The sequence below is a fragment of the Nocardia abscessus genome (genome assembly GCF_015477775.1).
In the GTDB taxonomy this organism is placed as follows: domain Bacteria; phylum Actinomycetota; class Actinomycetes; order Mycobacteriales; family Mycobacteriaceae; genus Nocardia; species Nocardia abscessus_A.
The window spans coordinates 791,784-805,675 of record NZ_JADLQO010000001.1 but is presented as its reverse complement, the minus strand read 5'-3'; the positions used below and the strand labels follow the sequence as shown (position 1 = coordinate 805,675).

Annotated in this window: 12 protein-coding genes and 1 tRNA gene; 6 read left to right on the top strand and 7 right to left on the bottom strand. The window is 68.1% G+C overall.

Annotated features, from left to right (window positions below):
* The first annotated feature begins 8 nt into the window (after positions 1 to 8).
* The gene (add, locus tag IU450_RS03795; RefSeq protein ID WP_195148331.1) at positions 9 to 1,028 is read left to right on the top strand and encodes an adenosine deaminase; all 1,020 of its coding nucleotides are present in this window, start codon (positions 9 to 11) and stop codon (positions 1,026 to 1,028) included.
* Here add and IU450_RS03790 read toward each other — a convergent pair.
* Positions 1,007 to 1,807 (bottom strand): RDD family protein, encoded by an 801-nt coding sequence (locus tag IU450_RS03790; protein ID WP_195148330.1) that lies wholly within the window; start codon positions 1,805 to 1,807, stop codon positions 1,007 to 1,009. The two genes, add and IU450_RS03790, sit on opposite strands and share 22 nt — an antisense overlap.
* Before the next feature lie 43 nt (positions 1,808 to 1,850).
* Here IU450_RS03790 and IU450_RS03785 point away from each other — a divergent pair, with 43 nt between their 5' ends.
* Positions 1,851 to 2,867 (top strand): stage II sporulation protein M, encoded by a 1,017-nt coding sequence (locus IU450_RS03785; RefSeq protein WP_195148329.1) that lies wholly within the window; start codon positions 1,851 to 1,853, stop codon positions 2,865 to 2,867.
* 838 nt (positions 2,868 to 3,705) lie between these two features.
* Here the strand turns inward: IU450_RS03785 and IU450_RS03780 are convergent.
* Positions 3,706 to 5,121 (bottom strand): hypothetical protein, encoded by a 1,416-nt coding sequence (locus IU450_RS03780; protein ID WP_195148328.1) that lies wholly within the window; start codon positions 5,119 to 5,121, stop codon positions 3,706 to 3,708.
* 108 nt (positions 5,122 to 5,229) lie between these two features.
* Between IU450_RS03780 and IU450_RS03775 the strand changes: the two genes are divergently transcribed.
* Positions 5,230 to 5,868, top strand: a complete 639-nt coding sequence (locus IU450_RS03775) for a methyltransferase domain-containing protein (RefSeq protein WP_195148327.1) — start codon at positions 5,230 to 5,232, stop codon at positions 5,866 to 5,868.
* Here the strand turns inward: IU450_RS03775 and IU450_RS03770 are convergent, their stop codons facing one another.
* The 4 genes from IU450_RS03770 to IU450_RS03755 are packed head-to-tail and all read right to left on the bottom strand — an operon-like array spanning position 5,869 to position 10,124.
* A complete protein-coding gene (locus IU450_RS03770; protein WP_195148326.1) occupies positions 5,869 to 6,636 on the bottom strand; it encodes an SDR family NAD(P)-dependent oxidoreductase in 768 nt (255 codons plus the stop codon).
* Between the two features lie 31 nt (positions 6,637 to 6,667).
* Positions 6,668 to 7,642, bottom strand: coding sequence for a hypothetical protein (locus IU450_RS03765; RefSeq protein ID WP_195148325.1), 975 nt, complete (start codon positions 7,640 to 7,642; stop codon positions 6,668 to 6,670).
* Positions 7,639 to 9,078, bottom strand: a complete 1,440-nt coding sequence (locus IU450_RS03760; protein WP_195148324.1) for a pyridoxal phosphate-dependent aminotransferase — start codon at positions 9,076 to 9,078, stop codon at positions 7,639 to 7,641. The genes IU450_RS03765 and IU450_RS03760 overlap by 4 nt, the downstream gene beginning before the upstream one ends.
* The gene (locus IU450_RS03755) at positions 9,075 to 10,124 is read right to left on the bottom strand and encodes a helix-turn-helix transcriptional regulator (RefSeq protein ID WP_195148323.1); all 1,050 of its coding nucleotides are present in this window, start codon (positions 10,122 to 10,124) and stop codon (positions 9,075 to 9,077) included. The genes IU450_RS03760 and IU450_RS03755 overlap by 4 nt, the downstream gene beginning before the upstream one ends.
* A 664-nt stretch (positions 10,125 to 10,788) precedes the next feature.
* On the opposite strand from IU450_RS03755, the gene IU450_RS03750 reads away from it, so the two are divergent.
* Together IU450_RS03750 and IU450_RS03745 are read left to right on the top strand one after the other, a co-directional pair.
* Positions 10,789 to 11,121, top strand: a complete 333-nt coding sequence (locus tag IU450_RS03750; protein ID WP_195148322.1) for a hypothetical protein — start codon at positions 10,789 to 10,791, stop codon at positions 11,119 to 11,121.
* Positions 11,122 to 11,317: 196 nt separating this feature from the next.
* Positions 11,318 to 11,926: a hypothetical protein gene (locus tag IU450_RS03745; RefSeq protein ID WP_195148321.1), complete on the top strand. Its 609-nt coding sequence runs from the start codon at positions 11,318 to 11,320 to the stop codon at positions 11,924 to 11,926.
* A gap of 245 nt (positions 11,927 to 12,171) precedes the next feature.
* On the opposite strand, the gene IU450_RS03740 is transcribed toward IU450_RS03745, so the two are convergent.
* Positions 12,172 to 12,254: transfer RNA gene (locus IU450_RS03740), tRNA-Leu, on the bottom strand.
* A gap of 225 nt (positions 12,255 to 12,479) precedes the next feature.
* Here IU450_RS03740 and IU450_RS03735 point away from each other — a divergent pair.
* Positions 12,480 to 13,883, top strand: coding sequence for a DUF3662 and FHA domain-containing protein (locus IU450_RS03735; protein WP_195148320.1), 1,404 nt, complete (start codon positions 12,480 to 12,482; stop codon positions 13,881 to 13,883).
* Positions 13,884 to 13,892: the final 9 nt, after the last annotated feature.

Here is a 13,892-nt window from a genome sequence, read left to right as displayed (position 1 = left end):
ATGTCCTCATGGCCTCGGATCTCGCCGCCTTCGTCCGCGGATTGCCCAAAGCGGAGCTGCACCTGCATCTGGAAGGGACGCTGGAGCCGGAACTGAAGTTCCGCCTGGCCCGGCGCAACGGCATCGAACTGCCGGAGAAAAGCGTGGACGAGGTCAAGCAGACCTATCGATTCCACGACCTGACGTCGTTCCTCCGGGTCTACTACCCCGCGATGCGCGTACTGCAGCGGCCGGAGGATTTCCACGATCTCGCGTTCGACTATCTGCGCCGGGCACACGGGCAAGGCGTGCGTCATGTCGAACTGTTCTTCGATCCGCAGGCACACACCGGGCGCGGCGTTCCGTTCCCCACGGTGATCAGCGGATACCGGTCGGCGATCGCACGGGCCCGGCGCGAGCTGGGGATCTCGGCCGAGCTGATCCTGTGCTTCCTGCGCGACCATTCGGCGGAGTACGCCATGGCGACGCTGCTGGAAGCGCTGCCTTACAAGAGCTGGATCGTCGGCGTGGGGCTCGACTCCGACGAGCGCGGCAACCCGCCGAGCAAGTTCGCCGCCGTCTTCGCGCGCGCCCGTGCCGAAGGGTTCCTCCTCACCATGCACTGCGATATCGACCAGCCGGATTCCGTCGAGCACATCCGCCAGGCACTGGAGGATATCGCCGTCGACCGCCTCGATCACGGCACGAACATCGTGGAGGACGACCGTCTGGTGGAACTGGCGAAATCCGGGGGAATCGCGCTCACCTGCTGTCCGGTGTCGAACTCGTTCGTCACCGCGCAGATGAAGTCGGCGGAGATCGTCGGCCTGCTCGATCGCGGCCTGACCGTGACGGTCAACAGCGACGACCCCGCGTACTTCGGCGCGTACGTGGCCGACAACTACCTCGCACTCGCCGAGCAGGCCGGGCTCGGGATCGATCGGCTGGCCGAGTTGGCCAGGAACTCGTTCCGCGCCTCCTGGATCACGCCCGCTCGACAGGACGCCTTCGCCCGCGAGGTCGACGACTACGTAGCGGCGTACGGCTGACCTGCGCGCGGCGGGAACACCGGGAACACCGGCGGCGGCAGCACCCGGCGCTGTCGTTCGGCGATCACCGCGCCGAGGATCTGCAGCGGCGGACAACCGGTCGGCGGCGCGACCCGCAGCCGGCCGCACACCTCGGCCACGAGCGCCGTGCCCAGATGATGTTGCGCCGCGGGCGTCAACGTGCGGAAGCGCGTCAGGTACTGCCGCACCGCCAACGCCAGATCCTCCGGCAGCCCGGCCAGGTCCAGCTGGGCGCTCCACCCGGTCAACCACGGCGGCGCGATCGCCAGCGCGGGCGGCGGCAGCGGTCGTTGCGCGTGCACGACCACGGTGCCGGCTAGCACGTCACCGATCCGACGCGCATGCGGCGAGCACATCGAGGTGAGCACCGCGATGGCGCCGAACCCGCCGAGCATCCAGAAATCGACGATCGCGCCCGCCAAGCCGCGGGTGAGGGCGTGCCGGAAGTCGATCGGCCCGCCGTCCTCGCGCACCACGCGCAGCCCGAGCATCAGTTTGCCCAGTGTGCGTCCGCGCCAAGCGGTCTCACAGGTCACCGGGTAGCCGACCAGCACGGTCACGATGGTGACCAGCATCACCACGTCGAGCCAGGCCGAGTCGAGGCCCGCGGGCAGCAGCAGCGTGACGATCGCGAACAGCAGCACGAACCCGAGCGTGCACTGGGCCAGCACGTCGATCAGGAACGCGCTGGCCCTCGTGGGGATCCGGGCGATCGGCAGTTCGAGGGCCACTGCTTCGCCGGTGGTGAACTCAGCCATGTCGATAGCATTCTTGCGACCGGCGGGAGTGGGAGGCAACCGAATGGACGTGGACGCATACAGCCTGGCGAACCGCAGGGCGTGGGACCGGCTCGACTACTTGTCCAAACGGAGCAAGCTGACCGGGGCGGAGGCGGACGAACTCGTCATGCTCTACCGCCGCACCTCCCAGCAGCTGGCGCGGCTGCAGTCGCACAGCCCGGACCCCGAGCTGATCGCCGGACTCAGCGCGCTGCTGGCGCGTGCGCGGGGCCGGGTGCTCGGGACGCGAGCCGACACCTGGCAGGAGATCGGCCGATTCTTCAGCCACCGCTTCCCGGCGGCGCTGTATCGCTCGTCGCCGTGGTGGGTCGGCGTGGCGGCGGTGTTCCTGTTCGTCTCGGCCGGCTTGGCCGTCTGGGTGGACCGGTTCGATTCGGCTCGCGAAGTGCTCGGGATTCCGACTGACACACGAAGTCTCACCGCGCCGGGCGGCGCGTTCGAGACGTACTACTCGGAGCATCCGCAGGGAGCTTTCGCCGCGCAGGTGTGGACGAACAACGCGTGGGTGGCGGCGATCGCCTTGTTCACCGGGGTGCTGATCCTGCCCGCGGTCTACCTGCTGTTCATGAACGCGCTCAATCTGGGCGTCACCGCGGGGCTGATGGCCGACGCTGGGCGGCTGGATTCGTTCTTCGGCTTCATCCTTCCGCACGGCACGCTGGAGCTGACCGCGGTGTTCGTGGCGGGCGGCGCGGGCCTGAAACTCGGCTGGACACTGATCGATCCCGGTCGGCTCAGCCGGGTCGATGCGGTGGCCAGGCAGGGCCGGGCGACCGCGACCGTGGCGCTCGGCCTGGTCGGCGTGTTGCTGGTGTGTGGCTTCATCGAGGGATTCGTGACGCCGAGTCCGCTGCCCGCACCGATACGCATCGCGATCGGGTTCACCGCCGAGGCGTTGTTCCTGGTGTACGTGTTCGGCGTGGGACGGCGTGCGGTCACGGAGCAGGCCGAACCGGATGCCGCGACCACCGGCGATGAACTTTCCACTGTGACGCAGCCAACATTCAGCACACCCTGAGCGACACAGTCGGGACAATCGGCAGCTACGTGGCTTCCAGATCGCTTGAATACTCCCCCATTTGAGTTCCGCTGGCCGCAGCGAGTCGCGCTCGAGCTGCGGCCAGCGTTACCGTCAACTCTACACAATCGTTATCCCTACGCAACCCTCCCCGCCGAGGTCAAGCGTATAAAGCAGCGCTCCAGCAAACCCTTGCGGGACCACTCTTCCGGCCCGGGTCAGCTAACTACATGCGACCCGCGCGCTCGCCGTTTCGACGGCCGGGCACCATGTCGGCGAGACCGGCGAAACACCCACCCGGAATCGGCTTCGCAATAGCTCGGGAACCTCTCCGTGGCGTTAGCCGGGCCAGAAGATAGACCTCTCCATGGTTGCTGACATGGCCTCCCACCTGCACGTTCATTTGCACTAATTGTCAGTTGCTGACACTTCCGCGAAAGAAAGAGACCACAAGTTTGTTTACGCGGTAATAAACCGGGTAAGGACATAGTGGCGCGCGAGGAAGACCGGCCAGTTCCCCGACAGGCTCCGGATTAACCGGCCGGGAAAAGGGGCCCGATCCGACCGGTTCGCCCGCTCGATTCAGCACCTCGGCCGCAACCGTAACGAGGTATGTGATCTTCGCCTCACTCGGCTCCGCACCGGCCGGAACCTCGCGAAATCGACACCGCGACACCCGAGTTCGAGAGACGCGCGTCACAATCCGACGACTGGCCGGGACCATCGTCGTACAGCCCGACACGTCCTTCTGGGCACAACCGGAACGGTGATCCGGAGGCGAGGTCGAGGGCAGATCGAGAATGGTGACCCGGATCACCCTCCTGGTACGTCCACGAGGTCAGCCGACGCGCAGGATTCCGGTGATCGTCCCTTGCAGCAGGTGGCCGTCCTGGGTGATCAGCGGCGCGGTCTGGAGCGGATCGTCGACGATGGTGCCTGGGAGGGGATGCGAGGCGGTGACCGCCCCGGTTTCCGGGTCGAGGACGGTGAACGCGTACCCGTCGAGGGGCGTGGTGTGGTCGGCGCCGACGCGCGCGACGGTGTACAGCTGCCCGTCCACGGTGGACAGGCGCGGTACGGCCGCACTGCGAATCGTGTTCTCCCACACCACGCGGCATCCGTCACCGGTCACATCGACGCGCGTCATCCCGCCCGTGAACGGCGCGCTCGCAGGCACCGCAGGTCCCGCGCCCTCGGGGAGCGCCGGGTACGGGTATCCGTATGTGCCTGCCACGAAGACCGAGCGGCCGATCCCGACCGGCGAGTTCTCGCTGCCCGGGCCGCCTTCGCCGAGCACCGGCGCCGCGCAGATCAATTGGCCGGTCCCCGAACGGAATACCAGCGCGCGCACCTGCCCGGCGGCGTTGTCGACGATGGTCAGATAGTCCGCACCGGTCGCAGGCCCGAAGTAGGTGGGTGTGGAACCGGTGCCCCAGCTCAGCTGCCCCGGCTTGCGCGCCGAGCCCCGGTCGTAGGCCGCGCGCCACACGATCTCCGGAGCCCCGGACGCGGCGACGCGCAGTTCGTACAGCGCGTGCGTCGTCGCCACCGCGACGTGCCCGCTCGGCGCCGCCGAGATGCTGTTGGCCACGCGTTCTCCCGCGGGCAGCGCCAGCGTCGACACCTGACCGGCGGCGGTGACGAACCCGACCACGCCCTGGCCGGTCGCGAACCACACATTGCCCGACCAATCCGGCACGAGACCGGTCACATCGTCCCCGGGTGGGAGCACCGAGCCGAGGTCGGCGGCGTCCTCGCCGATCAGCCGCCAGGCCCCCGCCACGTCCCGCTCGTGCCGTATCCGGAGCAGCCGGTCGGTGCCGTCCACGACCACCAGGCGGTCGTCCTGGTCGAGGTAGGCGTAGACGCCGCCGAGCAAGCTGCCTTTGGCCAACGGCAGCGCCGCGAGCGAGCTCGCCAGCGGCCCCGGAGCCGCGGGATCGAGCAGCTGCACCGTCGGGGTCTGTCCCGCGATCGCGGTGCACAGGGCGACCACGAGACGGTCCGACCCTTCCAGCAGCGTGGGGCACGCGGAGGCCAGCGGATACGCCGCGACGGTCGCGGCACGGACTCCGGGCCCGGCCAGCGCGGTCACGTCCGAGGACCCCGCGTCGCCGTGCATGGTCGCGGTGCCGGGCGGGCCGAGGAAAGGATTCGGCGGCGCGAGCGGCCCCCACGGCGCGGCAGCCGATGCGGGCTGACCGGAAAGCAGAGCCAGCGCGCAGGCGGCGAAAACGATCATCGGTCGGCGCATCGCGGTCGTCCTTCGCTAGGCAGCGCGGTATCCGAACGGATACCAGGGGAACAGTATTCGGACATTCACCGCGTCGTCCGCTACGGCGGGGCCGATACGATGACGCCCATGAACTCCGTTCGCGCCCGCCTGCTGTCCACCCTCGCCGGTCAGCTCGGCAATCCGCACGGCGTGCTCGGCAAGGGTGTCGCCTTTCTGCTCAATCGCGGCAACAAAGTCGCCATCGCCGGAGCGGTCGAGGCCACGGACGTCGCACCGGGCGGCACCGCCGCCGACATCGGATTCGGCGGCGGCGCAGGGCTTTCCCTGCTGCTCGATCGGGTCGGCGCGGACGGCGTGGTGCACGGTGTGGAGATCTCCGCGGACATGCTGGCCCGGGCGCGCTCGGGTCGTGCGAGCGACCTCGATTCCGGTCGCCTGCGCCTGGCCGAGGGTTCGCTCACCGCGCTGCCGCTGGCGGACGACAGCCTGGACGCCGCGATCACGGTCAACACCGTCTACTTCGTGCCGGATCTGACCGCGGCCTGCGCCGAGCTGTCCCGGGTGGTCCGGCCGGGCGGCCGGTTGGTGATCGGCATCGGCGATCCGGACGCGATGGCGAAACTGCCGTTCACGTCCTATGGCTTCACGCTGCGTCCGGTGCCGGAGGTGATCTCGGCGCTGGAACAGGCGGGCTGCGATGTCGAGCACCGTCGCCTGGCGAATACGCCGATCCCGCATCACCTGCTGGTCGCGACCCCCCGCTGACTACATCAGCGCGCCGCCGTCCACCCGGATCTCGGTGCCGGTCATGTACCGCCCGTCGTCGGAGGCGACCATGGCGACCACTCCGGCGATGTCCTCCGGGCTGCCCAGCGCGCCACCGTTGAGCCATCCGGTCAGCCGGGAGAACAGCTGTGGATCGAACCCCTCGGGCTGATCCAGGATGGACTTCGTCGTGATACCGCTGGTGATGCCCGCCGGAACGATGTTCACCGCGCGCAACCCCTGCTTGGCGTACTCCAGGGCGATGGAGTGGGTGAAGGCGTTCACGCCGCCCTTGGACGCGGCATAGGAGGCGAGGTAGGGCGCCGCGCTGAAGGCCGCCGTCGAGGAGATGTTGACCACCACGCCGCGTCCGGTGTCCAGCAGAGCGGGCAGCGCGGCCTGGGTCATCAAGAAGGTGCCGGTGAGATTCACCCTGATCACCTGGTCCCAGACTTCGAGCGGCATCTCGTGGGTGCGCGCGGGCCGCAGGATGCCCGCGGCGTTGACCAGCACGTCCAGCCCGCCGAGGAACTCGAGCGCCTGTCCGGTCGCCGTGCGCACGGACGCCGGATCGGCCGTGTCCACCTCGACGGTGCGCAGGCGTTCGGCGCCGTCACCCGCCTTGCCGGCGGTAGCTGCCAAGCCCGCCGCATCGATATCGGCGGCGACCAGCTGCGCCCCCTCGTCCAGCAACCGCAAGGCGATGCCCTGCCCGATGCCGGAGCCCGCTCCCGTCACCATCACGCGGCGTCCGTCAAATCTGCGCATGCCAAAAATTAGAACACGTTCTCGTCGGGCGTCAAGGCGCTTCGGTCGCTGCCCGGGCGATTCGCAGCACCATGGCGGCCGTCGCCGCGCCGTATGCGTGACTGGCCGCCGCCGGACGGCTGGCCGGATAGTTGGAGCGATGCGTGACCACCACACCGTTGGGCAGGGTCACGGTCTTGTCCGCCACGGTGGCCACGCAATTGCCGCCCGCCTTGGCTACGAGATCCACGACGACGGTTCCCGAGCCGAGCAGGTCCAATGCCTCCTGTTCGAGCAGGCGCGGCGCCCGGGATCCGCGGTGCACGGCGGTGCAGACCACGAGATCCGGCCGCGTCGCGGCGAGCGATTCCAGCAGCGCCGCGTTGTCGTCCTGGTTCGGCACGAAATGCCCCGCCCCCGCATCGAAGGCGGCGGCCCGTTGCTCGAGGCGGTTGCCGACCGCCGTCGGCTTCTCGTCGTCGAACGTGCGCGCCGCCGCGACCGCGGCCAGGCCGGCCACCCCGCACCCCAGGACGAGAGCACGCACCGGGCGGGTGAGCCGCGGCGCGGCCAGCAGCCGCCTGCCTTCGGCGTAGCCCACCGCGCCCGCGATCCGGCTCATGCCGGACAGCGCATCGAACTCGGTGGTCGCGGCCTCGCGCGGCACCCAGTCGAAGGCGACCGACTCGATGCCGCGGTCGCGCAACCGGTCGATCTCGTCGCGGCGATAGTGCGGATCCTGGAAACCGACCAGCGTCGTCCCCGCTCGCAGCGGCATCGAATCCAGTCCGAACGCAGGCGGTTTCACCCAGACCACGATGCCCGCGCGCTCGAAGACCGTCGCGCGATCAGCGACGACGGCCGCCCCCGACGCGCGATAGGCCGCGTCGGCGAAACCCGCGCCCTGCCCCGCGCCTTCCTCCACGACAACATCCAGGCCGGCCGTCGAGAGCGTGCGCACCCCCTCGGGCGTGAGCGCCACGCGGGCCTCCCGCGGAGCCGTCTCGCGCAGCACTCCGACGATCATCGCGCCGCCCTGGGCTCGGCGGCCACGGCGGTCAGGCCCCGAGTAGCGAGCGCATGGCGATAGGTGAGTCCGCCCGCGATATCGCGGATCAATTGCTCCAGCCGGTCGAACAATTCCTCGATCAGCGCGGGCGATTCGTGTCGCGGGGCTTTGCGCGGGGCAAGGATGTTCAACCGGACGCCGGGACGCAGCGAGCCGGTCCGGTCCAGCGCGACGCTGTCGACGCCTGCCACGGCGAGCATCATGTCCTCCACCTGCGCGCTGGTGCGCACGCCCGCCTGGTCGAGGAGCGCGCGATCGAACACGACCGAGACGAACATTCCTTCCGGCCTTCCCAGCGGTCGCAGCACATCTGCCCCGAGCCGGGCGTTGATCGCGGCGATATGGTCGCAGGCCCGATCGATCTGCGCGCGCATCAGCGTGTGGTTGCGGTCGAAGTAGTCCTCGGGGGTGTGCTCCAGGATCGCGCGCGCCAGGTGGGTGGTCTCGCGCTGGAACGAGATGGTGAGCCGTTCCCGGATCCGCTCCAGCCACGCGCTGTCCCCGGTGCACGCCGCGCCCATCTTGCAGGGACCGAAGGCGTTGTAGCCTTTGGAGTTTCCGGTCAGCGTCAGCACAACGTCGTAGAGCCGCCGGATGCCCTGCTCGGTTTCCACGTGCAGCGCGGCGATCGGGATGTGCGAGGCCACCAGCCGGTCGAAGGCCATATCGCAGATGACGGGCACGCCGCTGTCGAGCAGCACCCGCCCGATCTGCGCCAGCTCGGCAGCGGTGTAGTCGGCGACCACCGGGTTGCCCGGCAGCGTGAGCAGCACGCCGCACAGTTCGCCCGTCGCACGCAGCTCGTCGAGGCAGCGGGCCAACCGGGCCGGGTCGATCTTGAAGGCGTCGTCCGGAGCCACCGGGCACGACACGATCCGCAAGCCGAACTTCTCCACGTGAATGCTGGAGCTCTTGTAGAACCCCTCGGGGCACACGATGACTCCGCCGGGCCTGGCCAGGGTGGCGACGGCCTCCTCGAGCAGCATGGTGCTGGAATACGGGCAGACGATCACCTCCTCCGCGCGTACCCGGACCCCGGGCACCCCCTCCACCGGATGCGACAGGCGCTCGAAAAGTTTGCGGGCCGCCAGCTCGCGCAGGATCAGCGGCTGTCGCTTGTCGTAGAGCCGGCCGTCGAGATATTCGGCGGACGGCGCTATGTGCAGGCTCTCCCGCCACGCTCGGTCCAGCGCCGCGACGGCGTGCGCGTCCGGCGCCCGGCCGGTTTCGCCGTGGTAGGCGTCGATGACGCCCGTGTAGCGGCGGCCACCGGTCCCCGCGAACCACGCGTCCCGGGAAAGGTGCCCGCGCACTTCCCTTTTCCTGGCCTCCGAGCGGTTGGTCAGCGTCGCCAGGTCGGCGAGCGGATCGGTGAGCACCTGGCTCTGAGTCACGGCACCTCGCCTTCTGATGAGCCCCCTGGTGCGAGCATGGCGTTCCACCGCTCCTGCAGTGCGGCGCGGAACAGGCTGCGGCAGTTGCCTTCGGTGAGTCGTTCGAACTCCGCCAGCGGCGGTTGCGCGACGATCTGGTCGACCACGATGGCCGTCCCCGCGCGCCTGAGGTCGTAGAGTTTCTCGAACCGCCGGACCGCGAACGCTACGTCGTGCTTGAGCACCGAGAAGCGCGTCGCGACCCTGGCCTGGCGCGAGTAGTCGTACTCGCCCACCGCGACGTAGCGGTCGTCGACGACGAGCATGCTCTGCGCGTTACGCGCGTACTCGCGCTTGACCAGCACGCTCTCCACGCCCGAGCGGGCCTGTTTCCACAGTTTGTCGTCGTAGGGCCAGACATCCGAGATGTCGTCCAGCACATACATCCGCCGCACATCGATCTTCGGCGGGTGGGCCTTGTCGGCGAGGCGCAGGATCGCCGCGTGATAGTCGTCGCCGACGTCACCGCCGATCGTGCCCAGGTCCGCGGTGTGGATCGCGCGCACCGACGCGGTGGCCTGCTCCAGGATCGTCAGCCAGTCGGTGACGGTGTTCCATTCCCATACCGTGGCGCTGCGCGACGGAATCTGCGCGAGGATCTCCTCGGCCCGTTCCAACTGCCGATCCGCGATCAGGCGCAGCGGCTCGATCTCCGCTCGCGCGCCGGAGGCGTCGATCAGGCTCTGCGCGATACCCAGTGCGCGCGCGACCGATTCGGGGTCCTTGCCCAGCAGGACATTGAATCGCATCCGCAGGTCGTAGTAGGTGTTGCTGGTCGGATCGGTCGCGGGATCGGCGCTGCCGTCGGTCGGCAGTTCCGCCCCGAGGGCAAGGCTCAGACGTTCCCGTAGCGCCAGCGGCGGTATGCGGCTGCCGTTCTCGATCTGCTGAATGAGACTGCGGGAGCAGCCTGCTCTGGTGGCGAGCGCCGCCTGGGTGTAGCCGCGTTCCAGGCGTAGCCTGCGAACCAAGTTGCCGACCTGCTCGTGCGAGCCCGAGTCAGCCATGCCGTGCCTCCCATCCTGCACCTTGCATACGCGTGCTCACAGAGTGTCACGATGCGACATTCTAATCATCAAGTGTCAAGTGGCGACTGACGAATCGCGCTCGCAGAATTTCGTTGTCAACGCGAGATCCGGGCGCGCGATCAGCCTCCCCGAGCCGCACGAGCGCAAGGCTGTCACATAGGCTCAGAAACGCGCTTCACAAGCTCCTCTCAACGGTGAGAACTGATTACCGCGCAGAATCGTGACAGAAGCTGAGCCATTGGTGTATTTCAGAGCCTAAAAGCTTATTTAATATCATCACAAAGCGCTAAAGCTTCGTTGACAGCATGAGGTGGCTGTACCTAGCCTGGTTCTCGAAGCCATCGCAATTCGCCGTCGGCGCAGAGGTTTTCCGCTCTGCCGGCCTCGGTGGCCCGATAACTCTAGGGAGGTGCCGGACACGGATACCTCACCATGGCGCGAGCCGGGCCACGCGGGCATCGCCAGTGGCCGGGTGTGACCAACCCACCCGCACCACTCGCGCCGATCTCCCGAAGCATTCGGGCACCCAGCAATTCAGGCACGGACGAATCCACCGCGTTCGGGCCGTGACCGAGCACGGTCACCGCACACCGGCCGGCGGTGGGTCCGCGTCATCCCGAAACAGAGTGAATGAGAGCGGATCATGGCACTCGACATCACCGATTCGATCATCACCAGCGACATCACCCCGGAAAGCGCACGGCTGCTTTCCTTTTCCTCCGGCGCGGCCTGGGAACTCAGCTGGCTGCCCACCGTCACCCTCACCCGCGAGCAGGCCGTGAGCGGGATGGTGCTCGATGAGATGCTCAGCGATCCCGGCACGCTCACCAGCGACCTCGCACTCGAACTGGCTGCCATTCGCGCCGCGGAGCTGGGCATCTCCCTGCGCGATGTGCTCATCCGGCTGTACATCCGCATCGCGGAGCGCGACGACCAGGGCGCCTGCCGCGCGCACACGCCGCTCCCGGCCGCCTGAGCGGACCGGAAACGCCGTCCACCGATCGGTTCGCCGACGACTCCGGTTGTCGGCACTTGCGTGCGGCAACGCAGCGGCGAACGATTGACTGTGCGCCTGCCGCGGTCGCGGGCCGTGCGGTGTCACACCCGCGGTGGACCACGATGTGACGGCCCGGCGCCACCGCGGAGTGATCGCTCCGCCTCAGGAGGAACCGATGTTCATCCAAGTCATTCAAGGCAAGGCCGCCGACCCGGCCCGACTGCGTCAGTGCATGGATCGGTGGAACGAGGAACTGCAACCGGGAGCCGTCGGCTATCTCGGCACGACGAGCGGACTCTGCGACGACGGGACCTTCCTCGCGCTCGCCCGATTCGAATCCGAGCAGGACGCTCGCCGCAACAGTGAGCGCCCGGAACAGCGCGCCTGGTGGGAAGAGACCGAGAAGTGCTTCGAGGGGCCGGTCACGTTCATGGACTGCGCCGATGTCACGCAGTGGATGGGTGGCGGCTCCGACCGCGCCGGATTCGTGCAGGTCATGGCGGGCCATACCCGTAACGCGGGCCGGATGCGCGAGATCCTGGCCCAGGCGAGCGACCGGCTGCACGAAGTCCGCCCGGAGATCCTCGGCGGCACGCTGGGGACCTACGGCGACGACGGATTCGTCGAGACCGTGTACTTCACGTCCGAAGCCGAAGCACGCGAACACGAGAAGATGGAGATACCGGACGATCTGCGATCGCTGTTCGAGGAGGAGAACGACCTCATGGCCGAGGTCGCCTACTTCGACCTGCACAAGCCGACGCTGACGTCACCTCAGAGGTAACCGGCTTCGCCGCACACATTCGCATCGAACTGAGCCCACCCTCGCTCCCTCCACCATCGAGAAGACCTACCGCCGTATCGGGACGCTCCGATAGGACCGCTCCGATAGGACCGCTCCGATAGGACCGCTCCGATAGGACCGCTCCGATAGGACCGCTCCGATAGGACAATGCCTTCTTCGCAGCGGGCAACGAAACAGGAAAGCCGCGTATCAGAGGAACCTGATACGCGGCTTTCCGCAATTTGTGGGCGAAGGGGGACTTGAACCCCCACGTCCCGAAGGACACTGGCACCTGAAGCCAGCGCGTCTGCCATTCCGCCACTCGCCCGAGCGACTGGGAGACAGTATCACGGCGTCACGCCGGATACGAAATCGCCATTTCAGAGGCCTGACCGGGGGGCTGGACAGGCACGGGAACCCAGGGCCGTCGCCAAGAGTTACAGGTGTGGACGATCGTGGATATCATGCAATGAACGTGGTCGATCAACGACACGCCATACACGCGTGTCGTTGTTACGAATCAGGAAGAGACGCTCACCGAAGGGAGGCCGAGATGGGCATCGTTTCGCGATTCGAGCGTCGTCTGCAAGGCGCCGTCGGTGACGTGTTCGCCAGAGTATTCGGCGGCAGTGTCGTACCGCAGGAGGTGGAGGCGGCGCTGCAACGCGAGGCCGCCGATCATGTCCAAGACGTGGGCGGCGGGCATCTGCTGGCACCCAACAGCTATGTGATCACGATCAACTCTTCCGATCACCAGCAGCTGGATGCCGACCACGACCTCACCACCCGCGCGTTCGCCAAACATCTACAGGACTACATCCGCGAGCAAGGCTGGCAGACCTACGGCGAAGTACACGTGGCGTTCGAGGCATCACCTACGCTGCACACCGGACAGTTCAGGGCGAGTGGCCGCGTCGATCCCGACGTAGGACACAGAGCCGGCTCGGCTCGCGGCCCCGAATCACCGCCACAACGACCTGCAAACCCGCAACCAGGAGCTGGCCCCATGACGCAGAACTCAGGCTACGACCCGAGCCGTGAGCCCGCGGAGTCCGATCCACGCAGCCGCGGGTACGCTCCACCGCCTGCCGGTCGCGGCGGTGCGCAGAACGGCGCGTACCGCGACGATTACGGCCGTGGCGGCGCGTACGGGGCGGACTACCAGGCGCCGGACGCGCAGCAGGGTTACGGCGACTACCAGAACGGTTACGACTACCAGCAGGGCGGCCAGGGCGGCCAGGGCTACGGGCAGCAGGGCTACGCCGAACCGGGCTACGGCCAGCAAGGCGGCTACGGCGAAGCGGGCTACGGCCAGCAGAGCGGCTACGGCGACCGCGCTTACGGCCAGCAAGGCTACGGCGAAGCGGGCTACGGCCAGCAGGGCTACGCCGAACCGGGCTACGGCCAGCAGGGCTACAGCGATGCCGCTTACGGCCAGCAGGGCTATGCCGAGCCGGGCTACGGCCAGCCAGGCTATGGTCAGCCGGGATACGGGCAGTCGGGCTACACCGATCCGAACTACGGGGATCAGAACTACGCCGACCAGGGTGGCTACGCCCAGGAGGAGCCGGGCGGCTACGGCCAGGCGTACTCCCAGCAACCGGGGTACGGCACCCCGCAGGGTTACGCGGGCGGGCAAGGCTACGGCGCCGCGCCGCAGGCCGGCTCGGGCTACTCGGCGACCCTCCAGCTGGACGACGGCAGTGGCCGGACTTACCAGCTCCGGGAAGGCAGCAACATCATCGGCCGCGGCCAGGACGCGCACTTCCGGCTGCCCGACACGGGTGTCTCGCGCAGGCACATCGAGGTCCGCTGGGACGGACAGACCGCGATGTTGTCCGACCTCGGCTCGACCAACGGCACCCTGGTGAACGGCTCCCCGGTGCAGGATTGGCAACTCGCCGACGGCGATGTCATCCGTGCCGGGCACTCCGAGATCCTGATCCGTATCGTCTGATCCCGTAAG